Annotated in this window: 23 protein-coding genes, 1 tRNA gene and 2 pseudogenes; 8 read left to right on the top strand and 18 right to left on the bottom strand. The window is 59.6% G+C overall.

Annotated features, from left to right (window positions below):
* Positions 1 to 159 (bottom strand): annotated as a pseudogene (locus VSX56_RS15085) (IS256 family transposase); the annotation flags it as partial.
* 563 nt (positions 160 to 722) lie between these two features.
* On the opposite strand from VSX56_RS15085, the pseudogene VSX56_RS15095 reads away from it, so the two are divergent.
* Positions 723 to 899 (top strand): annotated as a pseudogene (locus VSX56_RS15095) (IS3 family transposase); the annotation flags it as partial.
* Positions 900 to 968: 69 nt separating this feature from the next.
* Here VSX56_RS15095 and VSX56_RS15100 read toward each other — a convergent pair.
* From VSX56_RS15100 to VSX56_RS15120, 5 genes are all read right to left on the bottom strand, one after another.
* The gene (locus VSX56_RS15100; protein ID WP_350938343.1) at positions 969 to 2,066 is read right to left on the bottom strand and encodes a flagellar basal body P-ring protein FlgI; all 1,098 of its coding nucleotides are present in this window, start codon (positions 2,064 to 2,066) and stop codon (positions 969 to 971) included.
* On the bottom strand, positions 2,066 to 3,079 hold the full coding sequence (locus VSX56_RS15105) for a flagellin family protein (protein ID WP_350938345.1): 1,014 nt from the start codon (positions 3,077 to 3,079) through the stop codon (positions 2,066 to 2,068). The genes VSX56_RS15100 and VSX56_RS15105 overlap by 1 nt, the downstream gene beginning before the upstream one ends.
* Position 3,080: 1 nt before the next feature.
* Positions 3,081 to 4,535 carry a flagellar hook-associated protein FlgK gene (gene flgK, locus VSX56_RS15110; protein WP_350938347.1) on the bottom strand — a complete coding sequence of 485 codons (1,455 nt, stop codon included), beginning with the start codon at positions 4,533 to 4,535 and terminating at the stop codon, positions 3,081 to 3,083.
* A gap of 33 nt (positions 4,536 to 4,568) precedes the next feature.
* A complete protein-coding gene (locus VSX56_RS15115) occupies positions 4,569 to 5,894 on the bottom strand; it encodes a flagellar hook protein FlgE (protein ID WP_339113760.1) in 1,326 nt (441 codons plus the stop codon).
* A gap of 127 nt (positions 5,895 to 6,021) precedes the next feature.
* Positions 6,022 to 6,864 (bottom strand): flagellar motor protein MotB, encoded by an 843-nt coding sequence (locus VSX56_RS15120; protein ID WP_339113761.1) that lies wholly within the window; start codon positions 6,862 to 6,864, stop codon positions 6,022 to 6,024.
* A gap of 144 nt (positions 6,865 to 7,008) precedes the next feature.
* On the opposite strand from VSX56_RS15120, the gene VSX56_RS15125 reads away from it, so the two are divergent.
* Genes VSX56_RS15125 through VSX56_RS15140 form a run of 4 tightly spaced genes read left to right on the top strand, consistent with a single transcriptional unit; the run spans position 7,009 to position 10,869 of the window.
* Positions 7,009 to 7,623 (top strand): paraquat-inducible protein A, encoded by a 615-nt coding sequence (locus VSX56_RS15125; protein WP_339113762.1) that lies wholly within the window; start codon positions 7,009 to 7,011, stop codon positions 7,621 to 7,623.
* Positions 7,599 to 8,252 (top strand): paraquat-inducible protein A, encoded by a 654-nt coding sequence (locus VSX56_RS15130; RefSeq protein WP_350938350.1) that lies wholly within the window; start codon positions 7,599 to 7,601, stop codon positions 8,250 to 8,252. Before VSX56_RS15125 ends, VSX56_RS15130 begins: the two co-directional genes overlap by 25 nt.
* A complete protein-coding gene (locus VSX56_RS15135) occupies positions 8,249 to 10,270 on the top strand; it encodes a PqiB family protein (protein ID WP_339113764.1) in 2,022 nt (673 codons plus the stop codon). Before VSX56_RS15130 ends, VSX56_RS15135 begins: the two co-directional genes overlap by 4 nt.
* Before the next feature lie 11 nt (positions 10,271 to 10,281).
* On the top strand, positions 10,282 to 10,869 hold the full coding sequence (locus tag VSX56_RS15140) for a PqiC family protein (protein WP_339113765.1): 588 nt from the start codon (positions 10,282 to 10,284) through the stop codon (positions 10,867 to 10,869).
* Positions 10,870 to 10,921: 52 nt separating this feature from the next.
* Here the strand turns inward: VSX56_RS15140 and VSX56_RS15145 are convergent, their stop codons facing one another.
* The 11 genes from VSX56_RS15145 to VSX56_RS15195 form a co-directional block, all read right to left on the bottom strand.
* The gene (locus VSX56_RS15145) at positions 10,922 to 11,473 is read right to left on the bottom strand and encodes a flavin reductase family protein (RefSeq protein ID WP_350938353.1); all 552 of its coding nucleotides are present in this window, start codon (positions 11,471 to 11,473) and stop codon (positions 10,922 to 10,924) included.
* Between the two features lie 366 nt (positions 11,474 to 11,839).
* Positions 11,840 to 12,214: a hypothetical protein gene (locus VSX56_RS15150; RefSeq protein ID WP_339113767.1), complete on the bottom strand. Its 375-nt coding sequence runs from the start codon at positions 12,212 to 12,214 to the stop codon at positions 11,840 to 11,842.
* Positions 12,211 to 13,299: a flagellar type III secretion system protein FlhB gene (gene flhB / locus VSX56_RS15155; RefSeq protein WP_339113768.1), complete on the bottom strand. Its 1,089-nt coding sequence runs from the start codon at positions 13,297 to 13,299 to the stop codon at positions 12,211 to 12,213. The genes VSX56_RS15150 and flhB overlap by 4 nt, the downstream gene beginning before the upstream one ends.
* On the bottom strand, positions 13,296 to 14,066 hold the full coding sequence (locus VSX56_RS15160; protein WP_350938355.1) for a flagellar biosynthetic protein FliR: 771 nt from the start codon (positions 14,064 to 14,066) through the stop codon (positions 13,296 to 13,298). The genes flhB and VSX56_RS15160 overlap by 4 nt, the downstream gene beginning before the upstream one ends.
* Complete coding sequence (gene flhA, locus VSX56_RS15165; protein ID WP_434096046.1) at positions 14,063 to 16,087, bottom strand: flagellar biosynthesis protein FlhA; 2,025 nt, start codon at positions 16,085 to 16,087, stop codon at positions 14,063 to 14,065. Before flhA ends, VSX56_RS15160 begins: the two co-directional genes overlap by 4 nt.
* Before the next feature lie 53 nt (positions 16,088 to 16,140).
* Positions 16,141 to 16,539 (bottom strand): hypothetical protein, encoded by a 399-nt coding sequence (locus VSX56_RS15170; protein WP_339113771.1) that lies wholly within the window; start codon positions 16,537 to 16,539, stop codon positions 16,141 to 16,143.
* A 99-nt stretch (positions 16,540 to 16,638) separates the two neighbouring features.
* On the bottom strand, positions 16,639 to 17,427 hold the full coding sequence (locus VSX56_RS15175; protein ID WP_434096043.1) for a 3'(2'),5'-bisphosphate nucleotidase CysQ: 789 nt from the start codon (positions 17,425 to 17,427) through the stop codon (positions 16,639 to 16,641).
* Positions 17,414 to 18,763, bottom strand: coding sequence for a TldD/PmbA family protein (locus VSX56_RS15180; protein WP_350938361.1), 1,350 nt, complete (start codon positions 18,761 to 18,763; stop codon positions 17,414 to 17,416). Before VSX56_RS15180 ends, VSX56_RS15175 begins: the two co-directional genes overlap by 14 nt.
* A 69-nt stretch (positions 18,764 to 18,832) precedes the next feature.
* Entirely contained in the window at positions 18,833 to 20,332 is a 1,500-nt protein-coding gene (locus VSX56_RS15185; RefSeq protein ID WP_350938364.1) for a DUF2125 domain-containing protein, read from the bottom strand.
* 169 nt (positions 20,333 to 20,501) lie between these two features.
* Complete coding sequence (gene ahcY, locus VSX56_RS15190) at positions 20,502 to 21,887, bottom strand: adenosylhomocysteinase (RefSeq protein WP_339113775.1); 1,386 nt, start codon at positions 21,885 to 21,887, stop codon at positions 20,502 to 20,504.
* Between the two features lie 88 nt (positions 21,888 to 21,975).
* Positions 21,976 to 22,548 carry a hypothetical protein gene (locus VSX56_RS15195; RefSeq protein WP_350938366.1) on the bottom strand — a complete coding sequence of 191 codons (573 nt, stop codon included), beginning with the start codon at positions 22,546 to 22,548 and terminating at the stop codon, positions 21,976 to 21,978.
* Between the two features lie 286 nt (positions 22,549 to 22,834).
* Between VSX56_RS15195 and VSX56_RS15200 the strand changes: the two genes are divergently transcribed.
* Entirely contained in the window at positions 22,835 to 23,800 is a 966-nt protein-coding gene (locus VSX56_RS15200) for a glycosyltransferase family 8 protein (RefSeq protein ID WP_350938368.1), read from the top strand.
* Positions 23,797 to 24,381, top strand: a complete 585-nt coding sequence (locus tag VSX56_RS15205; protein ID WP_339113778.1) for an HD domain-containing protein — start codon at positions 23,797 to 23,799, stop codon at positions 24,379 to 24,381. The genes VSX56_RS15200 and VSX56_RS15205 overlap by 4 nt, the downstream gene beginning before the upstream one ends.
* On the opposite strand, the gene VSX56_RS15210 is transcribed toward VSX56_RS15205, so the two are convergent.
* Positions 24,382 to 25,419, bottom strand: a complete 1,038-nt coding sequence (locus VSX56_RS15210) for a LacI family DNA-binding transcriptional regulator (RefSeq protein WP_350938370.1) — start codon at positions 25,417 to 25,419, stop codon at positions 24,382 to 24,384. It abuts the gene before it with no gap.
* Between the two features lie 302 nt (positions 25,420 to 25,721).
* Here VSX56_RS15210 and VSX56_RS15215 point away from each other — a divergent pair.
* Positions 25,722 to 25,798, top strand: a tRNA-Arg gene (locus VSX56_RS15215).
* Positions 25,799 to 25,853 lie beyond the last annotated feature (55 nt).

Consider the following 25,853-nt stretch of genomic DNA (forward strand, 5'->3'; position numbering starts at 1 on the left):
CAGTCGTTCGGCACTCTTCTCGCCATAGTCCGCGCCGGTCTTGGCGCCAACCTCGAGCTCCATTAGTCGCTCGGCGGCAAAGCCAATCATCTCACGCAGTAAATCTGCATCGCCGCTCTGTTCGACAAGCGCGCGAAGGTCCATCATAGGTTTGGTCATCGGGTGTCATCCTTGGATCAGATTGAGTCTAGCAACCCGACCTTACTAAGAAACCCGATAGCCACCTGAGCTACACCACCCCGTGGGACACGATCGCGGTGACCTGACGCGTAGATCTCGACGCTCAGCGATTTGGGAAACGAAGTTGTAGCTAACATTGCGAAACGCACTCCCCATCATGAGATGGAAATCACCTCGCATCCGGGACCATCATCCGCAACGTGAGGTCGAGGCGACGCTTACAAAGAACCTTTTGGCCGAACAGATGCTCGATCTCGCAGCAATGAAAGAAATGGTTTCAATAAAGTGCTTACGCCTGTCGTGAAGCGCGAGGCGATCGCGCATCTGAGCGCCTGCCTCACGCTCTCGGAGCGGCGGGGGTGCCGGATTGTCAGTGCGGATCGAAGGATGACTGAAATGAGGTTCAGCGTTCACCGGATCCGGTGCTACGCAATTTGAGGGCTCCACGCTCGGCGCACTTGCGCCAGACGACGAAGCCATATGCCGAGATCCAATCTGGAGACTCTCGTTATGAATAAGGCACCAGCAGGGGGCAGGTCAATGAGATCATTCCCCGGCGTGGTCCGTTGCTGAGCTTCGAAGCCGTCAAATACGCCACGCTGGAATGGGGCGACGGGTTTAATAACCGCCGTCTGCTCGAGCAAATCGGGAAGCTTCCGCCCGCGAAGGCGGAGACCAATCTCTATGCAGCTCTGGAAATTGAAGGCATGGCCGCGTGACTAACGAAAATCAGCCTCCGGCAAACCCAGCGCGGTTGACCTGACATAACAATTCCTCTCCCTCTCAGCCTAGTTGACGACAAATTCTGCATGCAATGCTCCAGCAGCATTGATGCTCTTTAAAATGTCGATCATATCGCGAGGCGAAACTCCCAATGCATTCAGCCCTGCCACGACTTCGGAGAGTGAATTTCCGCTTGGTACTTCGGCCATCTGAATACCTGGTTCTTCCGTGATAGATGCCTCGGTGCGTGGAACTACGACAGTTTGACCTTCTGCGAATGGATTCGGCTGAACGGCTACAGGAGCCTCTTGCACTCTCAAAGTAAGATTGCCCTGACTAACGGCAACACGGGAAATGCGAACGTTTTCGCCCATAACGATTGTGCCAGAGCGCTGATCAACGACAACCCGTGCTCGCTGTTCCGGCTCTACCTCGAGATTTTCTATCCGGCTCATCACATGTGCTGTAGAGCGCTGGCCTGTCAAACCGACATCAAGTGCAACGGTCCCCGAATCCTGCATCGCTGCGACATTGCGTCCAAAAGCGCTATTTATCACGCTTTCAATTCGGCTGGCGGTTGTAAAATCGGGCGTACGCAACGCAAGCCTAAGTCGATCTAGACTATTGAACTCGAAAGCAATTTCGCGTTCAACATGCGCACCGGATGGAATGGAACCAGATGTCGGAACACCTTGCGTAACCGTTGCTGCATCACCTTGAGCAGTTGCACCACCCGCAATAATTTCACCTTGGGCCACAGCATAGATCTCGCCATCCGCGGCCTTCAGCGGCGTCATAATGAGCGTCCCCCCCAAAAGACTGGTCGCATCGCCAATAGCAGAGACAGTCACATCGATCGAACTTCCAGCACGGGAGAACGGAGGTAATTCGGCTGTTACCAGAACAGCAGCGACGTTTTTCGGCCGCGACGTTTCTCCGGTAACGTTAACGCCCAATCTCTCGAGAACATTCGTCATAATTTCTTCAGTGAAAGGCGCGTTACGTAGACCGTCACCGGTCCCGTTGAGACCGACGACCAGACCGTAACCGACGATGTCATTACCTCTAACACCGTCAAACTCGACCAAATCCTTAATGCGAATAGGGGACGCCCAAGAAACAACGGGCATGACAATCAGTAACAAAGCGAAGATGATGCGCATTAGATATAGTCCGCCAGCGTGAGTTGAGAAAGACGCGATGTGATTTCGTAGAGCGTTTCGAGTTGCGTCTGAGCTGCAATCAGAGCCGTCGATGTCTCATACGGCTCGGCCGTAATCAGGTTATTGCGTGCAATCTCAAGGCTGCTTGCTTCAGCGTCGTTCCGCGTAGCAGTATTGGCAATTGTTTCCTCAATCGCGCCCACCTTTCCGCGTGTCGTAGAAATGTTCACTGAAGTCGCGGTGAGCACGGTCCCCCCCTCAACAAGTAGAGCAGACCGGGTGGAGAGATCCAAAGCATTATCGTCGTTTGCAGCGATACGTGCCAGCATAGCACCCTTCAGAGACTCCCGGATCTCCGATGCGGCTGCGGTGAGATCCAATTGAACGGTTTCATTTTCGGATATACGTACAGCACCCTGACTATTGTCAGAACCAAGATAAGATTGATCGAGATATCCGCCGCCACCGGCGGGCGCGTCAAAGAATGCATTCACAGCTGCAATGATTCCGTCGCTCGTGGTGTCCCCACCGATGTAAGCCATTACCTGCTCATACATTTCGTCCGCGCTCACGACGGCCGGAGTGTCGATCGCGGCACCGCTGAAGACAAAACGGCCAGCGACAGACGAATTCAAAGATGAGACGATCATCGAAAGGCTGCTTTCGCCTTGCGCCGAGAGCGTTTCGACAGAGGTCTGATCTCCCGAGGATCCGATTGAGATCAACTCCGGTCCAAGAGAGATTGCATAGTCTTGGATCGTTTCCAAGGAGTTCTGCATCATCTCTGCTGTCAGGGAGATCTCAGTCGTCGCCAGACTATAGGATTCAAGGTTATCCAAGCTGCGCGAGATAGCAGAAAGTTGGGTATAATCCCCGCTGACCGCCCTCCCAACATCCGACTTCAGGCCAGTGGTCGCCTCTTCACTAAGAGTCGTCACCAGTGTCTTGAGGCTCGTATTGTGCTTACGCAGTGAATAGGCCTGCGCCATATCGCCAACGGAATAATAGCTCATGTCAGAGATCCAGTAGTTCTTGCATTAGACTATCCAGCGTTTGCATTACTTTTGCGTTAGCAGCATAGGATTGCTCGATCACAAGTAGCGATTGCAGCTCCTGATCTGTATCGACCCCGTTGGAAAGCTCTTCCTCGACCAAAGCCTCCTGCTTGGCGGTAGTGTAACTTTCTGTCAATTCAGCGCTTTGACGGGCCGTTGAGTAGTTCGACAACAATTCTGACATCAGACCGGAGGCGGAATAGCTACTGCCACCAAATGCTGACGAAGAGGCTGCGCGGGTCGCACTCAAGGCATCTGCGATATTATTGAGGATCGTACTATCACCCACGTCGCCTGCCGTCGTCGCGTAGATACCGTCACGGACACGCCAGACTTCTCCTCCTTCAGAAGGGTCAATTGCAGCGTTGACCTCGATTCTGCCTGCAATTCCCAACTCGTCAGCGGTATCGAAGGCCGAGCCAGAATCGGTAAAGAAGCCAGCGCTTCCCGTTGTGATCGTCGTGTCGACATCGGAAGAGCTCAAACGTTCGATCAGGTCTCTTGCCACGGTATCGAGCTGTTCCTGTGCAGCCGGTGCCAATTCGTCTCGCACTGCGAAAAGCGCCGAGAGCGTGCCACCACCAAGTGCCCCATCCTCCGTCGTGTTAATTTCTTTGCCGTTCACAGTCAGACCAGAGAGCGTACCGCCCTCTAAAGAGAAATTCGCGGCCATCCGGCCGGTTTCGGTAAATCCAACCTCGTAGACCTTGCCGTCAAGCAAAGTTGCGCCGTTGGAAGTATAGATGGCTACCTGACCATTATCGCGCTCTTTGATTTCGAGAGGGACAATTTCTGAAATCTGGTCGATCAAAGCCTGGCGCTCGTCCATCAAGGCCGTCGCATCACGGCCATTCGTCGTAGCCTTTAGAATCTCGTCGTTCAGATCATCGACTTGGTTCAGAGTGGTATTCAAAAGATCGACTTGGTTAGCGATCTGCTTATCCGCACTCAGACGGATGTCGTTGATTTCATCCGACATCGAATTCAACTGCTCGGCGACGGCCTTTGCGGTGTTGACCACCGTCGTCAAACGACCTGTGCTATCGGGCGAGCTCGCAGCCTCGACCAGCGCAGATTCAAAGCTTGCCATCTTTGCCGAAAGAGAATTGGCGTCGGTCGGATCACCAATCATATCCTCGACCGACGCATAGAAATCGGCGGTTACGCTTGCTTCACCAGCCGCAGCATCCGCAAGACGGCGGTCCTGAAGCAGGCTTTCGTTCACCTGACGGGAAATCCCGTCTATTTTCACACCATATCCAACACCGCCAGAGGAGACAGCCGAGGTTTCGACAGTCCGCCGCCCGTACCCTTCCGTCATTGCATTCGCAACGTTGGACGAGACGACTTGGGCCATCTTGCTCGAGACGGTCAGCCCCGAAAGCGCGTTGGTAAAGGCAGCGGAAAGTGACATCTTCTGTCTCCTCAGAGATGAATTATCTCAAGATCAGCGTTTGATATTGGTGGTTTCTTGCAGCATCTCGTCCACGGTCTGGATGACCTTCGCATTGGACGAATAGGCACGCTGCGTCTGGATCAGGTCCGTCAGTTCTTTGGCCACATCAACGGCGGACCCTTCACGGGCATACCCCTCGATGCCGCCGGTCGGGCCGTCCCCTGCATTCCACAGGAAGAAGCCGCCCGATTCGCCCGAAACCTGGAAGGTCTGGCTATCGAGTGCGGTCAAACCATTGGCATTCGGCACATCTACCATCGGGATCTGGTAGATCGTGCGAATGAAGCCGGTGTCATAGGTCGCATTCACATACCCGTTCTCGTCAACCTCGACCGAGGTCAGGCTGCCTACCGGCGAACCGTCGCGGGTCACCGAAGACGGCGAGAACGTATCGGACAGCTGCGTCAGGCCGTTCGTGCCATATTGCGTGCCCAAGTTGATCTCGATCGGGCCACCTTCAACTTCGACCGTGATAATACCGGTCGTCGCGTCCCAATCGGTGCCCGCGGTCGAGGTGCGCGTCACATCGGACAGCGTCCCGCCATTGATCCGGTCATCCGCAAATTGCAGCGTGTAGGTTCCCACGATATTCGCATCAGGATCCGTGCTGGTATCAATCGCCGAATCACGGATTTCCATCGTCCATTCGTTCGAGGCGCCTGCAGAAGGCACGGTGGGGGTGAAGGTCACCTCCAGCGTCTCGGAAGTGCCGAGGTTGCCGTAATACTCAACCGACAGCGTCTGGGCTTCACCCGTCGCATCGGCTTCGGTATCAACGGCCGGAAGGTTCACGCCCATATTGATTTCGGTCGTGGGGTCACCCGCCGTCTGGTTCGGATTGATGACGATCGGTTCGAGACCTGCCGTCGAATCGCGCGGATAGCTCGGGATAGTCCCGTCTGCAGTTGCGGGCCAGCCAAGCAGAACCAAGCCGGATTCAGTCCGCAGGATACCGTCCTCATCGGTCGAGAACGAGCCGGTCGTTGTCATCATCAAGGTCTGGTCTTCAGTTCCGTTCTCGACAGCCGTCGCCGTGGTCACCGGAAGGAAGCCGCGGCCAGTCACGGCCAAATCAAGTGCATTCGACGTGCTGACAAGGCTCGCACGTTCATCGATCAGGCGGTTGGTCGTGGCGGTCACACCCCCGGCGCTATAAGAGCCCGCGGTTGAAGAAATGACCATGCTTTCGAACTCGGTATTTACGCGCTTGTACCCGTAGGTCGACGAGTTGGCGATGTTGTCCGAGATTGCCGAGAGCTTGGTAGAGTTCGCTGCCAGGCCGGCAACGCCTGCATTAAGCGAGGAGGAAATCGACATTTATGCGCCTTTCTGCTGCTACGTGTCGTTCGATCTCCAGCAGATTTGCCTTAGCCCTCTTAAGATCACCCTAACGAATAAAATTCTTACTGAAATTGCCTCCTCACCGGAGCGAGGAGGCGCCAGATCAGTTACGCAAAAGGATGATTTCCAGCCGGTTATTCCGGATCGACATCGGAATATCACTGGCAGGCTTACGGTCTGCGAATCCTGTAACCCGTTGGATTCTTTTTGTTTCAAAGCCGTCCTGCTGCAGAAGCTTCCGCACCTGCTGCACCCGCTCTGTCGAAAGATCCCAGACAGGATTTGTTCTGAGCATTTCCGGGTAGGAACGGGTAAACCCGTTAATTGCTACCTCGTTGGGCACAAGCGTAAAGACACGAGAAACCATGGCGACCAGCTCTTCGAGAATCGGTTCAGGTGTTCCTGTTTCGGGCGCGAAAAGCGGCTCGTCGACAAGATCGAAGAATTCGACAATGAGCCCCTCATCGGTGACCTTCGTCACGATATGCTTGGCCAACTGGTCGGTGACCATGGACTCGCCGCCCACACCCATCAACGCTTCCTCGATCTTGGCCGCGACCTGGTCGAATTCGGCAGAATCGCTTTCATCCTTCGCCTCCGAACCGTTCTGGCCTTTGGCCTGACGCTGCTCGGTTGGAAGGTTCATCGATGCGCCGGTGCCCATCTGGGCAATCGTCTCCTCGGAGAAAACGGAATCGCCGCCGAAGGAACCATCTCCGCCGCCGGAAATCCGGTTTACGGCAATCGTCGGGTTGAAATAATCCGCGATCCCTTTGCGCTGTTTCTCGGTTGTCGCGTTCAACAGCCACATCAGAAGGAAGAACGCCATCATCGCGGTCACGAAATCCGCATAAGCGACCTTCCATGCGCCGCCGTGATGCCCGCCACCGCCAGACACCTTCTTACGTTTAATAATAATCGGGGCCTGATTATCACCAGAGCTCATGCCACCACCTCGTTTTCACCCGAGTTGGTTCTAACAGAGCACAATTAAACACTGTTTAACGTTTAAAATGCGTGGTATTTAAGCCTCACTCGAAGTCGTGCGCTTGTATGCGCGCCCCACTCAGCTAAATTACCCGATATGAATATGACGGAAGATCACAGCAAGCTGATGGCTTGCCCGCATTGTGATACGCTGCACCATCTCTCTGACCTCGAGGAGAATGAACGCGCGACCTGTGCCTGCTGCGGCACGTTGCTGATCGCTCCGCGCCATCGGTCCTTCCTGCATGTCGTCGCACTGTCCTTTACCGCCATGATCCTGATGGTTGCGGCATTCTGCTTTCCGTTTCTCGAAATTTCCACGCGCGGGCTCTCGCATGAAAGCTCCGTCCTCGGCGCCGCAGCCGCCTTCTCGGGCGGCTGGTTCGCCCTCCTTTCGGCCGCGACGGTGGGGGTGATTATCGGGGTTCCCGTCTTCCGCTTCGGCGCGTTGATCTATGTCCTGCTGCCGCTCAGCTTCGGACATAAGCCATGGCCAAAGGCCCGCGGCATTTTCCGTCTGGCCGAGCGTCTGCAGCCATGGTCCATGGCCGAGATCTTCATCATCGGTACGGCTGTCGCACTTGTCAAAGTCGGTGGCCTGGCCACCATCTCCTTCGGGCCCGCCTTCTGGGCCTTCTGCGCGCTGATCATCGTTATGGCGCTGAAAAACAGCTTTATGAGCAAGTGGGTAATATGGGACGCCATCGGGAAGAACTGAGATATCTGTCTGCGACGGATGCAGGGCTGATCGGGTGCCGTCAATGTGGCCGTGTCTGGCCCGAGGACCATGCCCGTTGCGAGCGCTGCGGTGCGAGACTGCATCCGGTCAGTCTCAAATCCCTCGACAAGGTCTGGGCCTATTGGTGGGCGGGGCTCATCGCCTATATCCCCGCCAATATCTACCCGATCATGCACACGAAATTCCTTGGTTCGGATACGCCCTCCACCATCATCGGGGGGGTGCTGACGCTTGTCGGCCACCATAGTTACGGCATCGCGGCCATCGTCTTTGTCGCCTCGGTCTGTATCCCGATCGCGAAATTCATTGCCGTCGCCTATCTGGCCCTCTCGGTGAAATCCGGCACGGCACAGCCGAATGCCTCCTCGGACGGGCACAAGCGGCTCGTTCTCTACGAGATTGTGGAGTTCATCGGCCGCTGGTCGATGATCGACGTCTTCGTTGTGGCGATCCTCTCCGCCCTCGTCCAGCTGGGCTTCGTGGCCTCCATCCATCCGGGCTCGGCGGCCGCCGCCTTTGCCCTGTCCGTGGCATTCACCATGCTCTCGGCCCAAAGTTTCGATCCACGCCTGATCTGGCGTAGCGTAGAAAGACCCAGTTCCGAATGACCGAAGTTCCCAAACCCGCCGACCTGCAGAAAACGCAGGCCAAGAAACCCCTCTGGGCCCGCCTGTCACTAATCTGGCTGGTGCCGATTTTCGCGCTGCTCGTCACGGGCTATGTCGCATGGCATACCTATTCCGACAGGGGCGCGCTGATCTATGTCGATTTCAAGGATGCCACAGGCATCACGGCCGGGGAGACCGTTCTGAAATACCGTGAAGTGACGGTCGGCACCGTTGAGTCCGTGGGTTTCACCAATGATCTCAGTGGTGTTCGCGTGGGGATCCGCGTCCATAGCGATGTCTCGAAATATATCGACAAGGATGCACGCTTCTGGATCGTCAAACCGGAATTCTCGGCACAGGGGATCTCGCGGCTCGACACCGTCCTCTCGGGGGGCTTCATTCAAGGATATTGGGATAACAAACCCAACGGTGCCCAGAGCGAATTCGAAGGTCTCGACAAGGCCCCGGTGACCGAAGACCCCAATTCGGGCACCCAGATCATCCTGCGCGCGCGCGATGCGGGCGGGCTCGCCGAGGGCGCGCCGGTCATCTATCGCGGCCTCACCGTCGGCAAGATCCAGAACCTGCGTCTGGACGAGGGCGGCAGCGGCGTGCTGATCGATGCCTTCATTAACAAACCCTATAACTCGCGCCTGACCACCACGACGCGGTTCTGGGACGCCTCGGGTATTTCGGTCAATCTCGGCACCAGCGGTGTCTCGGTCAACATGCGCTCGCTCGCCTCCATCGTGCAGGGCGGGGTCGAATTCGATACTCTGGCCACGGGCGGCAGCTTCATCCAGAACGGCTTCCCCTATCGCCTCTTCAGCGACGAGAACGAGGCCCGCAACTCCATCTTCGGCGGCGAGTTCTTCGAGCCGGCCCGCTATACGCTGCTCTTCGACGAGCCGGTGCAGGGCATCGAGATCGGCACCAAGGTCGAGTTCCGAGGCGTCGAAGCGGGTGAGGTCACCGACCTGTCGATCAAGGTCGACGAGGATAGTCTTGGCACCAAATATGCGCGCCAGCAGGTGGTTATCTCGCTCTCGCCCGAACGTCTGGGTCTGGAGCGCAACACCGATAACGACATCGTCACGCAGTTCCTGCAGAACGAAGTCGCCAACGGCCTACGCGCCCGCATCACCGGCAGCGGTCTGCTGGGCCAGACGCTCGTGGTCGAGCTGACCGATGTGCCGGACCGGCCGCAAGCGGAGATGGACACCTCCGCCTCGCCCTACCCGACCATCCCGACCGCACCACAGACGGCCAACTCGCTGGCCACCTCGGCGGAAGGCGTGTTCAAGCGGGTCGAGAGCCTGCCGATCGAGGAACTGATGACCTCGGCCACGCAGATGTTCCAGTCGATTACCGCCATTGCTGGTCAGGATCGCACCAAACAGATCCCCGACGAGCTTGCCGGCACGCTGGGCGAGATCCGCAGCCTCGTGAACGATCTGAACGCCAACGACACCGGCAAAAAAGCCTCGGATGCCATCGACAACGTCTCGAAAGCGGCAGACAGCGTGATGACCCAGATCGACGGGCTCAACGATACGCTGGCCTCCGCCGACAAGGCAGCACAACGGATCTCCGAGATGCCGCTGGGCGAGATCGGCGACAAGGTCGACGGTATTCTGGGCGATCTGCGCAAGATGCTGAACAGTCAGGGCGCCGAAGATCTGCCGCAGAACCTCTCCGATACGCTCAACCAGCTGGCACAGTTGCTGCGCGAGCTACGGGAGGGCGGTGTTGCCGAGAAACTCAACGGCACGCTGACCGCGGCACAGGATGCAGCAGGTTCGATCCAGTCGGCGACCGATCGTCTGCCCGCGCTGACCAAACAGTTGCAGGATCTGACGACGCAGGCGCAAGGTCTGGTGGGCGCCTATGGAGATCGCTCTACCTTCAACTCGCAGGTCATGGACACGCTGCGCGACCTCCGCCGCACGATCGATGCGGTCGGCTCGCTGGCGCGCATGATCGAACGTAACCCGCAAGCCTTCATTACGGGGCGCTGAGGATGAATGTGATGAAACCAACGACCCTATCGTGCATCGCCGCCGCGCTTGTGGCGCTTGCGGCCTGCTCCAACCCGCTGGATACGGCGCAATATGCCATCGATCCGCCCACGGCCAAGGACACGCTTCCCGACCGTCTGGGCCGCGCCGAGCTGCGCGAGATCTCCCTGCCCGATTACGCCTCGGGTCAGGAGATCGCCTTCCAGACGGCAGATGGCGCGCTGCGCTCGAGCCCCGACAATATCTGGGCAGATGCGCCGCGCCGGTCGATGACGCTGGCGCTGGCACGCCAGATCTCCGAGATGTCGGGCGCCACCGTCGTGGCGGAACCCTGGCCGCTGGCCTCGGAACCGCAGCGCCGGATCGAGGTGCGTGTGGAACGGTTCATCGCCGCAGCCGATGGGGCCGTGCACTTGGACGGGGTCTATTATGTCTCGCCCGCCAGCTATTCCGCCTCGGGCGGGGACACGGTGCACCGTTTCGCCATCGCGGTGCCAATGAATGGCCCCACCGGCAAGGATGCCGATCCTGGTCTGATCGCCCGCACCCAGAGTGCCGCTCTCAGCCAGCTGGCGGCACAGATCGCCCAACTCAAATAGCCCAAAAAGAAAAGGCCCCGAAATCGGGGCCTTTTTTACGGAGAAATCGTCCTCACAGGCTTTCGAATTTGCCGAATTTGCCATGGGCAAAGAGCATCGGCTCACCCGTTCCGCTGGCAAAGCGCAGGACGCGTCCGATAATGATCGTATGGTCGCCGCCCTCATGCATCGTCTCTGTCATACAGTCGAAACGCGCATGATAGCTGTCCAGAACCGGCACATTCTCGGCATTGAACTCATGCGGCAGCCCGTCGAAACCCTTCCCGTCGCGCCCGAAGCGCGAGATCAGATCGGCCTGCCCGTCATGCAGCACATGGATCGAGAAGGCCTTGGCGGCGGTGAAATGCGCATGCCTCACCGAGGCCCGCGCCGGAGACCACAGCACAAGCGGCGGATCGAGCGACACGGAGGCGAAACTATTGGCCACGATCCCTAAAGGCGCAGCCTCCGGCTCGTCGCGGCGCGCGGTGACCACGGTCACGCCCGTCGCAAAGCGCCCCAGAGCCGTTCGCAGCGACCGGATATCCGCCGGATCTGCCAGCTGGAGGTTGCCGCTCTCTTCGGCGGCCCCAATCGCTGCGTCTATTCTATCGCTTTCCGTCATTGTGATCCCGTCTGTTTGCCGCTGAGCAACAGATAACTCGTCCTCTCGGCGGTGCAACCCTTTGTATCACCCTGCCGTGACACGGACAGGGGCCGCTTCTGCCCGCTGCAACTGCAGACGGCCCGCATTTTGGACCATGCGCGGAAAAGGTGCATATTTTTTGTTCATTTGATTACTTTAACCCCGTTTTCTCTGATAATCCCCCCTTAGGCTTTGAGGAAAGTCGCGAAATCGCGGAGAGTGGAGATACGGAATATATGCTTCCTTCCTTCAGGTTCCTGCAAAGGCACCCATAGAGCTGTCTGATCGAAGCCGGTCCTCCTCCCCCGAAACCGGTCAGACAGCTCTCCTCCCTCCCCGATAGCGTCACTCCTGTTTACGCAGCTTCTCGATCTTTGCCTGATCGCGGAGCTGTTCGTCGATCCGGGTCAGCGCCATGTGCTGGCCGAAGCGCCGCGCCGAACGCTGGCGCGCTTGTTCGACCTGCGCATCCATGCCGCGCTTTTCCTTCTCCAGCGCGGCCACCTTGCGGCCCGCCCAGGAGCGATAGGATTCGATCATCTTCAGATCGGTCATATCCTGCACCGGCTGACGCAGAGCAGTGCTGGCCGAAGCGTTGATCTCGCCCTGTTTCATTGCCAGCAAGTCCTGTGCCTGTTTCAGCCGCGCCAGCTTCCCCAGTTCGACGTCTTTCATCATCGCTGCAATAGCGATCATCCGTGAATATCCCTGCTGGCTCATGCGCCCCTCCTCTGCCGCGCGCGCTGGCGCATCTTGTCCGCAAAGCGGATCGCCGCTGCCACCGGCTTGTAATGCTCGGTCTTGATCTCGTCCCCGATATCGAGCGTCGCGTAAAGCGCGCGCGTGGTCGGCGGATCGCGATGGATCGGAATATTGTTCTCGGCGGCGATCTCGCGGATCTTCAGCGCGATATCATCCACCCCTTTGGCGATGCAGACCGGCGCACGCTTGGCCGCGCGGTCCCATTTGAGCGCGACGGCATAATGGGTCGGGTTGACCAGAACCACATCGGCCTTCGGCACTTCACCCATCATCTGGTTCATCGCGATCTCGACCCCCCGCTGACGGCGCTGTGCCTTCATATGCGGGTCGCCCTCGGCCGATTTCATCTCGTCCATCAGTTCCTTGCGGGTCATCTTCTGGCGTTTCAGGAACTCGTAGCGTTGCCAGAGATAGTCGATCGTGCTGATGACCACCGCCAGAAGCGTCACAAGCGCCAGAAACTCGAGGATGATATGCATCAGGTCTTTGGTGGCCAGGTCAACGCCAACCCGCTGCGAGATCAGTATCCGGTTGATATGGCGCGAGATAAACCAACCGAGTAGAACCGAGACAACCACCAGCTTCACGAAGCTTTTCACGAATTCGAACAGCCCCGTCGGCCCGAATTTCTGCTTGGCATTGGCAAGCGGGTTGATGCGGCTGCCTTTCGGCATCAGCTTGTCCGGTGCGAAGACGATCGCCTTCTGAACCAGCAAGGCCGCCAGAACGAGCACCATCGGCACGATGAACCACATCACCAGCGGCGTCACCACCTCACCCAGAATGGCTCCGGCAACGGTCGAGGCCCCCGAGTCCATCTGCTCCTGCAGCATATCGGCCTTGCCCAGAAAATCCATCAGGCGGGAGCCAAGCGTCATCAGCGTATTGCCCCCGAACGCATAGGATGCCAGCAGCACGCCAGCATAAGAGGCCGCAACGGTCATCTCGGCGGATTTGACAAGGTCGCCCTTCTCGCGGGCCCGATCCAGCTTCTGCTGTGTGGCCTCGTATTCCTTTTCACTTTCGTCTGAATCCCCGCTCATCGCATCACCGACAGGGGATTGAAGAGGAAATCACCGAAGGCCTCACGCCAGACAACCAGCCCCGTGGGGAGCGCAACCGCCATGAGGAGGATCCCGCCCAGAGTGATGGCGGGAGCGCCGACCATCGCCACCATCAGCTGCGGCATGGCGCGGTTGATGACCCCGAGCGCGGCGTTATAGACGAGCCCCAGAACCACAAAGGGCATGGCAATGGAGAAGGCCAGACGGAAAGCTTTTGCCACCCCTGCCACGCCCCAGTCACGCACCAGATCGGGGGCCGGAAACTGCGCGAAAGGGAAGGCCTGATAGGACCCGATCATCAGCTCGGCCGCTTGCACATGCAGCCCCATCGCAAAGGCCAGCGCCACCCCCGCCATCGACAGCATGAAGCCCACCGCCGGCTGGGATTCACCGCCCATGCCGAACATCTGCGCAAGCGACGTGGCCTGCGCGATGATCATTCCTGCGGTCTGCAGCGCATACATGAACATCCGCATGATCACCCCGATCAGCAGCCCGATCGCGGTCTCAGGCAGGATAACATCCAGACCGTTCTCATGCGGCAGGCCCATCAGATCGGGGCTGACCGCGGGGGCCACAACTGCCGTGAAGGCCAGCGCCATCGCCAGTTTCACGCGGGTCGTCAGGTAGCTCTCACCGAAGCCCGGCATGACCGAGACCATTGCCCCCACCCGCAGGAACACGGCAAACGCGATCATGAAGCCCTGATGGGTCAGATCCAGCACCTGCGCGGCAAGATCGATCATACCGGCACCACCCCGAGCATTGCGGGTTTCGCATCCAGACCGATTTCCTCGAAGGACAGAACAGGCGCGGCAATGCCCTTTGCTCCGAGCACGGTCTTGATATAGCGCCGCCGGCGCGCCGAGGTCACGATGGCCGGGAACACGCCCTGCTCGCCCACCCGCGCGATCCGTTCGGCGATGTTATTGACCAGCCGCGAGAATTTCTCGGGCGGCAGCGCGATATCGCCATTCCCGTTATTGTCCGGCAGCTGATAGGCACTGAAGGTCTCTTCCCATTCGGGGGCCAGCTGCAGAAGCGGCAGCGTGCCATCCTCTCGCCGGTATTCGGCCACAAGCTGGAAGCCCAGACGCTGGCGCACATGCTCGGTGATCATCTCGGGCGAGGACATGCCCCGAGCCTCGGCGATCGCCTCGACGATCAGGAGGAGATTGCGGATCGACACCCGCTCTTCCAGGAGCAGCCGCAGAACGGCCAGAAGCATGTCGATGGACACCTTGTCGGGAACCAGCTCGTCGAGGATACGGCGGTTGGCCTCGCCTCGTGCCGGATCGCTGAGATTGCCCACCTCCTCGAGCAACCGGCGAAGCGCCCTGAGCGTCATCAGACGGCCGAAATTCGATTTGATAACCTCGAGGAGATGGGTCGCCAGCACCTCGGTCGGGCTCACCACCGTCGACCCGCTGAGCGCCGCTTCTTCCTGTGCATCCTGCGGCACCCAGCGCGCGGGCGCGCCATAGACCGGCTCGCGCACATTCTCACCCTTGGGCAGCAGTTCGGCATTATCGGCCAGAAGCGCCAGCACCTTTTCCGGATAGAGCCTGTCACGCGCCTGCTCGACCCCCTGAATACGGATACGGTATTCACCGGACGCCAGTGTGGAATCGTCGGTCAGCCGGATCTCGGGCAGGATAAGCCCGAAACTCGAGGCCACATGGTTGCGCATATTGTTGATCCGCACATCAAGGCCGGTGGCAGGATCAAGCGCCATCGCCACCAGATCGGCGGAGAACTCGACATGGATATCATCCACATCCAGCACATCACCCATGGATTTTTTCTTCTTGGGTTCGGGCGGCGGCACGCGCATTGCGGCCTTCGCCTCCTCTTTGCGGGTTTTCTTGTGCAGGTAGAAGGCCGAACCTCCCAGCGCGGCAGCCCCCAGCATGAAGGGCGTGAAGGGCAGGCCCGGCACCAGAGCGAAGAGCGCCATCAGCACTCCCACGGTGATCAGCGCCGGCGGATATTTCGAGAGCTGGCCGAACAGATCGCTATCGGCCGTGCCGCTTGCGCCGCCACGCGACAAAAGGATCGCGGTGGCGATGGAGATGATGACGGCGGGGATCTGGCTGACCAGACCATCGCCCACGGTCAGGATCGCGTAGGTTTCGAGCGCGCTCATCAGCGGCATCCCGTGCACCGCCATGCCGATGGTCAGGCCGACGATCATGTTCAACAGCGTGATCATCAGACCCGCAACCGCATCGCCCTTCACGAATTTCGAGGCCCCATCGAGCGAGCCGAAGAAGGTCGTCTCCTTCTGCTCGCGCTCGCGCCGTGCGCGCGCCTCGGCGTGATCGATAGCACCGGCGCTCATATCGGCATCAATGGCCAGCTGCTTGCCCGGCATCGCGTCGAGTGCGAAACGGGCGCCCACCTCGGCCATCCGGCCCGCGCCCTTGGTGATCACGATGAAGTTCACGATCAGGATCACGCAGAATACCACAAGGCCGATCAGGACCGAGCCGCCCATGATGAAGTTCGCAAAGCCCTCGATCACGCCGCCTGCGGCGCCGGTGCCGGTATGACCCTGCCCGATGATCAGTTTGGTCGAGGAGACGTTGAGCGAGAGCCGCAGCATCATCGATGTCAGCAGGACCGTCGGGAAGGACGAGAAATCGAGCGGCCGCTCGATGAACAGCGTCACGGTGAAAATCAGGATGGCGATGGCAAAGGATACCGCCAGCCCCAGATCCAGCACCCATGACGGCACCGGAAGGATCATCATAACGATGACCGCCATCAGGGCGAGGGCCAAAAGGATCGTCGGCTGGAAGATCTGCGCGATGGTGAGTTTCACGGCTGCTCCTCCGCAATCTCGAGATCATCGCTACCGGCGGAGATATCCTCCATCGGCTCCATCATCGGCGGTGCGATGGCAAAAAGGCTCCCCGCAGCGGTCGAAGAGGCTGCCGTGCCCTGCTGGAAGAAAGGATAGGTATTGATCCGGGGCTCGGGAGGCTCTTCCGCCTGCCTGTCGGCCCGCAGCACGCTGCCATCGGGAAGCTGCGCGATCTCCGGCATCTGCGGAAGATCCGGCAATGCATCGGGGTCATCCGAGGATGCCGGATCGTTCCAGACCGACATCAGATCGGCACGCAATGCCGAGAGCGGCGCATCCTCCGCAAAAGCCCCGGACGAGAGCCCGAGGAGACCGAGTAAAAAGACAGCCACCAGCCGCCGGAATTCAACCATGGGATTCGCCCCGCAAACGCAATTCTTGCTTTGTGGGACGCTAGGCCGAAATCGTTAGCAATTGGTAACCAGCGACTTTTATTAAAGTTTTATAGGATGTCAGTTCCGCAGCTGTGCCATGAAATCCGCATGCAGCTCGGGCGGCGCAACAACCAGCCCGTCTTCCTGACATTCAGGGCGGTTGAACCCGAAGGGCTCGCCCAGACGGTTGGTCACGGTGACCCCTGCCCGCTCGGCAATCAGACTGGCTGCGGCCACGTCCCATTCCCAGGATTTCCGCATGGAAATCGTCGCATCGAACCGGCCTTCGGCCACCAGACAGAGCCGCCATGCCATCGACGGCCGCAAAGAGCGCTTGTAGCCCGGGAACCCGTTCAGCCAGATCCCCGGATCATCGCTGAATTTCGAGGTCAGCACGGTCGCGCCGCGGATCCGCGTCGCGTTGCTTGGCCGGATCGGCGTCCCGTTGAGAAGCGCAGGGCCATCGGCTGTCGCGGTATAGGTCAGCGCAAGGGCCGGCATATGCACCACGCCCGCCACCACGCGCCCGTTCTCGACCACCGCAATCGCCTGTCCGAAGCCCGGATCTTCATTGAGGAATGCCCGTGTGCCATCAATCGGATCGATGATAAAAACACGTTCGTTTTCAAGCCGCTCGGTGCTGTCCACGCTTTCTTCCGAAAGCCAGCCGTAATCGGGCCGCGCGCCCCGCAACCGCGCTTCGAGGAAGTCGTTCACCGCCAGATCGGCCTCGGACACGGGGCCCGCATCGGCAGGCTTGTTCCACGCCTCGGGCGACTGCTTCCAGTATCGCAGCGACAGATCCCCCGCCTCGCGGGCGACGTCTTCCAACAGCTGCAGGTCGTCTTGATAGTTACTCACCGGCAAGCGTCAACCCCTCGACCAGAAGCGACGGAACCACATGGCTCAGATGGGCGCGCGCGTCATTCGCCGCCACAATCCCTTTCAGCATATCGCGCAGATTGCCCGCGATGGTGCATTCATTCACCGGATAGACGATCTGCCCGTTCTCGATCCAGAACCCGCTGGCCCCACGCGAATAATCGCCCGTATTGGGGTTGATCGTCGCACCGATGAAGGAGGTCACCAGAAGCCCGGTGCCCATCTCGGCCAAAAGCTCGCTTTGCGATTTCGTGCCTTGGGTCAGGGCGATATTGCCCGCCGCCGGCCCCGGCGCCGAGGACAGTCCGCGCGAGGCATTGCCGGTGCTTTCCAGCCCCAGCTTGCGCGCCGTCGCCAGATCCAGCGTCCAGCTTTTCAGGATCCCGTTCTCGACGATCACCCGTTTACGGGTCGGCAGACCCTCGGCATCGAAGGGGCGCGAGCCCTGCACGCGCACACGATGCGGATCCTCGAGGATCGACATCCCCTCGGGCAGAACCTGCTCGCCCATCGCGCCCCGCAGCCATGACGATCCACGCGCCACCGACGACCCGTTCACCGCCGAGAGAAGATGCGAGATCAGGCTCGACGAGACCCGCTCGTCGATCATCACCGGATAGGCGCCGGTTTTGGGGCGGCGCGGGTTCTGGCGGGCCACCGTGCGTTCGGCAGCCAGACGGCCAACCTCTTCGGGGCTCGGCAGATCGGATTGGAAAATGCGGCTTTCACCGGCGTAATCACGCTCCATCTTCAGGCCCTCGCCCGAGATCGCCACGCCCGACAGCCCGCGCGAGGAGCGCGCATAGCCGCCCGAGAAACCGTTGCTCGCGGCCAGCTCGACACGCTGGCGGGTGAAGGAGGCCGAGGCCGCCGAGACCTGCGTGATGCCCTCCACGCCCAGGGCCGCCGCCTCCAGACGCAGCGCATCCTCTTCCAGCGCCTGCGCGCTCGGGTCTTCGGACGGATCATTCAATTCCAACGCCGCCAGATCCCAATCACGCGCCAGTTGCGAGGGGTCGGCAAGCCCCGCATAGGGGTCTTCGGGCGCGATACGGGCCATGGTGACGGCGCGCTCGGCCATATCGCCAATGGTCCGGTCGGAAATATCGGAGGCCGACACGCAGGCCTGACGCCCGCCGATCAGCACACGCAGACCGATCTCCACGCCCTCGGCGCGCTCGGCCTGTTCCAGAGCCCCCTGCCGCACGTCGATGGACACGGCCGTGCCATCCACCGCCATTGCATCCGCAGCTTCCGCACCGGCCTTCTTGGCCGCGTCCAGAAGCCGGGCTGTCAGATCGCTAAGATCGGTACCAGACATGGGATCTCCTTCCGTCAGATGGCAAGACGCCCGGCGCGGGCCGGGCGACTCACACGAGTTTGATTGCTCTTACTGGATAGTTTGGCCGTTTGCCAGAATATGCCCGTCTTGGGTAAATTCCAGATCGGTCTCCATCGCATCGTCGCCGGTTGGTTTTGCATATAGCCCGAGAATCATCTGGGCAAACATTGCCTGATCCTGCGGTAGAAGCCCCATCTCGGTCAGCGTGCCCATCAGACCCTTGGCCCCGCTCAGCGCCAGATGCACCTTACCCACAGGCCACGGCATCGCCGAGGCGCCATCGAAGGTCACCGCACCATTGCCCGTCAGGTCGAGCCCCACCGCATTGAGATGCAGCAGATCGAGATTGAGATCGCGCAATTCGCCCGGCGAGACCGGCAGCTGGCCGAAATTCTCGTCGAAGAGGTCCTGATTGACCTTGGCATGGCCCGAAAGCTTCAGCTCCAGCTGCGCCGGATCATGGGGCAGCTTGCCCTGCGGGTCCAGCATCCGCCAGATCTGGTCATCAAGCGTCACACCTTTCAGGGCCAGATCCACCCCGAAAGGCTTGAGTGCATCGCCTTTGGTCGTTGGGAAGCTCAGCCCGCCTTCCGCATAGTCAAGCCCGAAGGATGCCTCGAAGGGCATATTGGGGGCCAGCACATCCATTTTGATCGCGTCACCAACGGCATGATAGCGAGCAGTGCCATCCATCATACTGACAGTCTGGCTGCCATGATCGGCCGCGAAATGGATCTTGGCATCGCCATCCTCGGACTGGGTCTCCAGATCGAGTTTGATCGGGCCGGTCGTGCTATCGAGCTGGCTCGACACACCGGGCGCGCCATAGGCCCCTACGGCTTCGAGTTTCACACCGGCAGGGATCGCCGTTGCCATCTTGCTATCGATCTGTTGTGCCCCGCCCGAAACGGTGAAGCTGCCACCGGCCGGATCGGTGCCTTTGCCGTTCAGCGAGGCGCTGTCGATATGATAGCTGCCCGTCTGCTGCGAGCCCTCGCGCAGATCGACGGTATAATCCCCCTTCACACCGGTCAGCCCGAAGGTCAGATCGGTCGGAAAATCGGCCTCGGGCTGGTGGACGGTCTGGCGCATCCCCAGCGTCAACGCCTCGAGCCCCATCTGGTAATGCACATTCTTCGGGTCGCCAGAGGCCACGATATCATCGCCCGTCAGATCGAACTCGGTCGTGGAGCTGACGAGATCCTTGCCATCACCGCCTACGGTTTTGCCCACACCCTTGATCTGGTCGGACACATCCACGCGCACACGCCCGTCACCGATCTCGATGAATTCGATCTGCGGAACCGTAAAGCTGTTGGAGGTTTTCACCTCATCCGTCACGTTGTTATCGCGCGCAAGGGTGATGCCGGAGACCGTCAGGCCCTTTTCGGTCGGCGTCACGGATTGGGCAGAGACCTCGAAGCCCATGCCGCGATAGAGATCCTGCACATTGTCCCAAACATCCTGCGCCGTCACATCCGCGAAACCGGCGCTGCCGATCATTGCCAGACAGGTCGCGGTCACCGCAACCCCAGTAATCCGAGCCATCAAAAGCCCCCTTCAACGAAATTTCGCCCACAATCCAGCCTGCCGCCCGCCGCGTCAACCCCGTCCGCCCGACCGGACCGATCATCTTCTCGTTGTTACACGGCGTCGTTTGCCTCCAAAGAAAAAGCCCCGGCGCGAACCGGGGCTTCGGGATCATCTGATCGATAGATCAGTAACGGTAATGCTCGGGCTTATAGGGGCCCTCTACCGTTACACCGATATATTCGGCCTGATCGGGCTTCAGTTCGGTCAGCTTCACGCCAATCCGCGCCAGATGCAGACGGGCGACCTTCTCGTCGAGCGCCTTGGGCAGGATGTAGACGCCCGGCTGATAGTCCTCGCCCTTTGTCCACAGCTCGATCTGCGCCAGAACCTGGTTGGTGAAGGAGGCCGACATCACGAAGGACGGGTGACCGGTCGCGTTCCCGAGGTTCAGCAAGCGGCCTTCGGACAGAAGGATGATACGGTTGCCCGAGGGCATCTCGATCATATCCACCTGTTCCTTGATATTGGTCCATTTGTGGTTCTTCAGAGCCGCAACCTGGATCTCGTTATCGAAGTGACCGATATTGCCGAGGATCGCCATATCCTTCATCTCGCGCATATGCTCGATGCGGACAATGTCCTTGTTGCCGGTGGTGGTGATGACGATATCCACATCAGCGATCACGTCTTCCAGCAGCACGACCTCGAACCCGTCCATCGCGGCCTGAAGCGCGCAGATCGGGTCGACTTCGGTCACCTTCACGCGGGCACCTGCACCACGCAGCGAGGCTGCCGATCCTTTACCCACATCGCCATAACCGCAGACAACAGCGACCTTACCCGCCATCATCACATCGGTCGCGCGGCGGATGCCGTCCACGAGCGATTCCTTACAGCCGTATTTATTGTCGAATTTCGACTTGGTGACGGAGTCGTTGACATTGATCGCGGGGAAGGGAAGCTGGCCCTTCTTGTGCAGATCATAGAGGCGGTGCACGCCGGTGGTGGTCTCTTCCGACACACCCTTGATCGCGTCGCGGGTCTTGGTGAACCAGCCCGGGGATTGCTCCATACGCTTTTTGATTTGCGCCTTGATAACGGCTTCCTCTTCCGATTGCGGCACGGGAATGATGTCCTCGCCCGCCTCGGCGCGCGCGCCAAGCAGAACGTAGAGCGTCGCGTCACCACCATCATCGAGGATCATATTGGCGCCTTCAGGGAACTGGAAGGAGCGGTCAAGATAATCCCAGTGCTCTTCCAGCGACTGGCCTTTGACGGCAAAGACCGGAACACCGGACTCGGCAATGGCCGCTGCCGCGTGATCTTGGGTCGAGAAGATGTTGCACGAAGCCCAGCGGACATCCGCGCCAAGAGCCACAAGGGTCTCGATCAGCACGGCTGTCTGAATGGTCATATGGAGCGACCCGACGATACGCGCGCCCTTGAGCGGCTTGGATGCGCCAAATTCGCTACGGCAGGCCATCAGGCCCGGCATTTCGGTTTCAGCAATGTCCAGCTCTTTGCGCCCGTACGGTGCCAGAGCGATGTCCTTGATCGCATAATCAGCCATGGTCGGCTCCCAACTTATATCTGTTGGAAGCCTACCTAGCACTCAGGCTGGCTTTCGGCAATTGAACGCCGACAATTAACGTGGTCACTTATCCCTTAACGGGAAGAATTTCGGCGCTTTCGAGCATAGCAACGGGGCTGTCTCCACGCTCCCAATCCATACCCGAGGACAGCACGCAGGCCACACCATCCGCGCGATTGTAGATGGCAGTCCATGTGCCCATCACATCGGAGGCCCAGAACTCAATCGAGCGTTGATCGCCAATCTTGCGTTCCATGCGCATATTCTCGGCGAAATCATGGTTGAGGGTCGCGTCGAGCGTGACCGGCTGGTCGCAATATGGAACATTGGTGACCTGATCATCGCCGATCTGCTGGATCTCGTCAAAGAGCGACAGATCGCCATTGCCATAGATCGGCCCCATCGGACCATCCATCGGGCGGCCCATATCGGCCTCCCCCATATCACCCTGATAGGCAACATCCTGAACATCATGTGCAGTTGCTGGCTCGGCCTGCGCTGCTGCCGTTCCGATCTGCGGAATCTCCATCTCGATCGGGCCTATGCCATTGACCTTGGACATGGCGACCGTAACGGGAAGTGCCACCGCAAGAGCGGAAGCGGCGGTGAGTGCTGCAATTTTCTTCGGGCCGAGGCGCATGATGTTCCTCCTTACGTCCTGTTCGTGACCTCAACGCGCCGTGTCCGTATTTGTTCCCGAATTGCTGGTTTGACGTCATATCCGGCCTGAATCAGGCACAAAGCTCTCCCGCAGCGCCACATATGCGCCGCGTGGAAGAGGTCTTCCCCTAGCGTGTAAAAACCTGATAATCCCGACCAGCCCGATGGGAGCCATCAGCCGCCCGGCGCTTGGATCGACCATAGGGCCCGAGTGATTTTAAATGGGTTAAGTGACGTTAACGTCATAGGGCCTGCGGGAGAAAATAGTGACAATAAAGGTAAACGCCAACCGGCCCGCAACCCATCGCAAAGCCATCATCTTCTGCTGTGACAATGGCTATCTGCCTTACGCGGCGCTCGCGGCAGAGCAGATCCTGCACTCGACGCCGACCCATGATTTCGATATCTGCATCGCCTTCAACGAGCGTCCCGTCACCATCCCCGAGAGCCTTGCACATTTGGGCATCCGTTTGCTGAAGGTCGATATCGGCACGATGTTCGAGGGACTCCGGCTGGACGCGGGCAAAAGCCATGACGTCTATCTGCGCCTCGCGCTGCCGCAGGCGCTGGCCGACGACTATGAGCGCATCCTCTATATGGATTCCGATATCTATGTGCAGGGCGGGGATTTCTCGGCGCTGATGGCGGCCGATCTGGGCGACCGGCCTCTGGGGGCCGTGCGCGACAATATCCAGTGGCGCAGCCCGGGTCGCCGCGCGACCCAGTTCAAGCGACTCGGTCTGCCGGCTGCGCCCTATTTCAACGCCGGTGTCCTATTGATGGATGTGGCCAACTATATCGCGAGCGGGCTTCTGGAGGCCTGTCTGGATCTGGGGCGCCGCGAAGCCCCGCGGATGATCCGCCACGACCAGAACCTTTATAATTCCGTGCTACAGGGCAACTGGGCCGAACTCAGCCCGTTCTGGAACTGGCAATATAGCTGGGCGGCGCGGTTCTTCTGCGATGTGCAGGGGCCGAATGTCATCCATTTCATCGGAAATTCCAAACCGTGGAAGGACAAGGACGGGCAATTCCCGCCCCGCTTCCGCCAGCATTACAGCCGCTTCATCCGCACCCATTTCCCCGAGCATGGCGATTGCCACATCCCCGAGGCGCAGCTGCCCCCTGATGGTGCGCGCATGCGCAAGATGCTGATCAAGCATCTTCTCTCCTCGAAGGCGATCGCCCGCTATCTTGCCCGCTTCCCCACCGATCTGACGGTGATCAAATGAAACGCGCATGGCAAAGGATGCTCTCGGGGCGCAGGCTGGATCTCTTGGACCCGACACCTGTGGATATCGAGATCGAGGATATTGCCCACGGGCTGTCCTTCGTGGCGCGCTGGAACGGGCAAACCATGGGGGACTGGGCCTATTCGGTGGCCGAGCATTCCATCCTCGTCGAGGAGATCTTCGGACTTCTCTATCCCAAGGCACCGCCCAGAGAGCGGCTCGCCGCCCTTCTGCATGATGCGCCCGAATATGTGCTGGGCGATATGATTTCGCCGGTGAAAGCGGCAATAGGGCAGGATTACGGCATGCTTGATGCTCGGCTGACAGCGGCGATCCATCTGCGCTTCGGCCTGCCCGCGCAGATCAGCCAGCAGCTCAAGCGCCAGATCAAGCGGGCCGATATCGTCTCGGCACGGCTCGAGGCAGAGCGGATTGCCGGCTTTTCCACGGAAGAGGCCGACAAGATCTTCGGCAAGGTCAAACCCGCGCTGGCAGAACAGCTCCGGCTCCAGCTACGCCCGCCGCGCGAGACGCGCGAGGCGTTTGTCGCGCGCCATAACAGCCTGCTCGAGGCGTTCTAATCAGGCTTTGCGGATCGTATCGCCGGGCTGCAGCACCGGCTCCAGCACGATTTTCTCGCCGCCGATCATCCCGCTATGGGGCACGCCGGCAATGATCTCGGCCGCCTTCAGCCCGATCTCGCGGCGGCAGGAATCCATCGTCGCCAGACGGCGCGAGAATCCATCAAGAAGACGCAACCCGTTGAACCCCGCCATCCCGATCTGACCCGGCACGTCATAGCCGTTATCAAGGCACCAGAGCATGCCGCCTGCCCCGATCATGTCGTTCGAGTAATAGAGGAAATCGAGATCGGGCGAGCGTGTCAGGATGGCCTGGGTCATCTCGCGCCCCTTGGCGAGCGCCGAGCCACCGCCATAGAATTCCTCATCCGAGATTGCGAGACCCGCTGCGGCGAGCCCTTCCTTGAAGCCTTCGAAACGCTTCCGTGCGCGGTGGTCCTCGGGCATCTTGGAGCCAAGGAAGCCGATCTTCTTGTAGCCTGCCGCAACGATCGCCTCGGCCATCTGCAGCCCTGCGCGGCGATGCGAGATCCCCACAACGGAATCAACGCCCTCGCCATCGGCATCCATGATCTCGACCACCGGAATGCCGGCGTTTTCCAGCATCGCCTGTGCCGCCTCGCTATGCTCGAGCCCCGCGATGATCACCCCTGACGGGCGCCAAGACAGCATCTCGTAAAGAACGCTTTCCTCTTTCTCGGGCGAATAATCGGTCACGCCCACAACAGGTTGCAGGCCGCTGCCCTCGAGCCCGTCGGAAATCCCCGCAAGCACCTCGGGGAAAACGAGATTGCCGAGGGACGGGATGATCACCCCCACAAGATTGACCCGTTGCGAGGCAAGCGCACCCGCGATCTTGTTGGGCACATAGCCAAGGCTCTTGGCCGCCTCCAGAACCCGCGCCCGCGTGCTGGCCGAGACATCGCCACGATTGCGCAGCACACGGCTGACCGTCATCTCGGACACGCCGGAGGCTTCGGACACATCGCGCAGGGTCAGCGGGCGTCGCGTATCATTGGGCGTTCTGGTCACGGGCATGTCCTCAAAAGCTGTTTATTCTTGTTAGCGCCAAATATTTGTCTTGCGCAAGGGCAACAGCCGCGCTATGTTAGCGATAACAGGAAGGGCGAAGACTCTAAAAGCCCTGACTGATATAGGCAAAACCGCGTGTAGACTCCGATCGCGGGTATGCTGAAGCAAAGAGGAAGCGGTGGGCCAATTCGCTTCCTCTTTTCATTTTTCCCCTACCTGTTCAGCACATCCTGCGAAGACCGCCGTGGAAATAGGCTTGAAACCGGCACCTGTTTCAGGGCATCAAGTCCCTGCCTCAGAACAATCGGGGCCCCGTGGCTCAACTGGATAGAGCAGCCCCCTCCTAAGGGGCAGGTTACAGGTTCAAATCCTGTCGGGGTCACCAACTTCCCTCTTCCTCACACTCATCCCATCACACCGCTTCACCGCGATCGCCTTAC

Source organism: Thioclava kandeliae (assembly GCF_040297545.1).
Taxonomy (GTDB): Bacteria; Pseudomonadota; Alphaproteobacteria; order Rhodobacterales; family Rhodobacteraceae; genus Thioclava; species Thioclava kandeliae.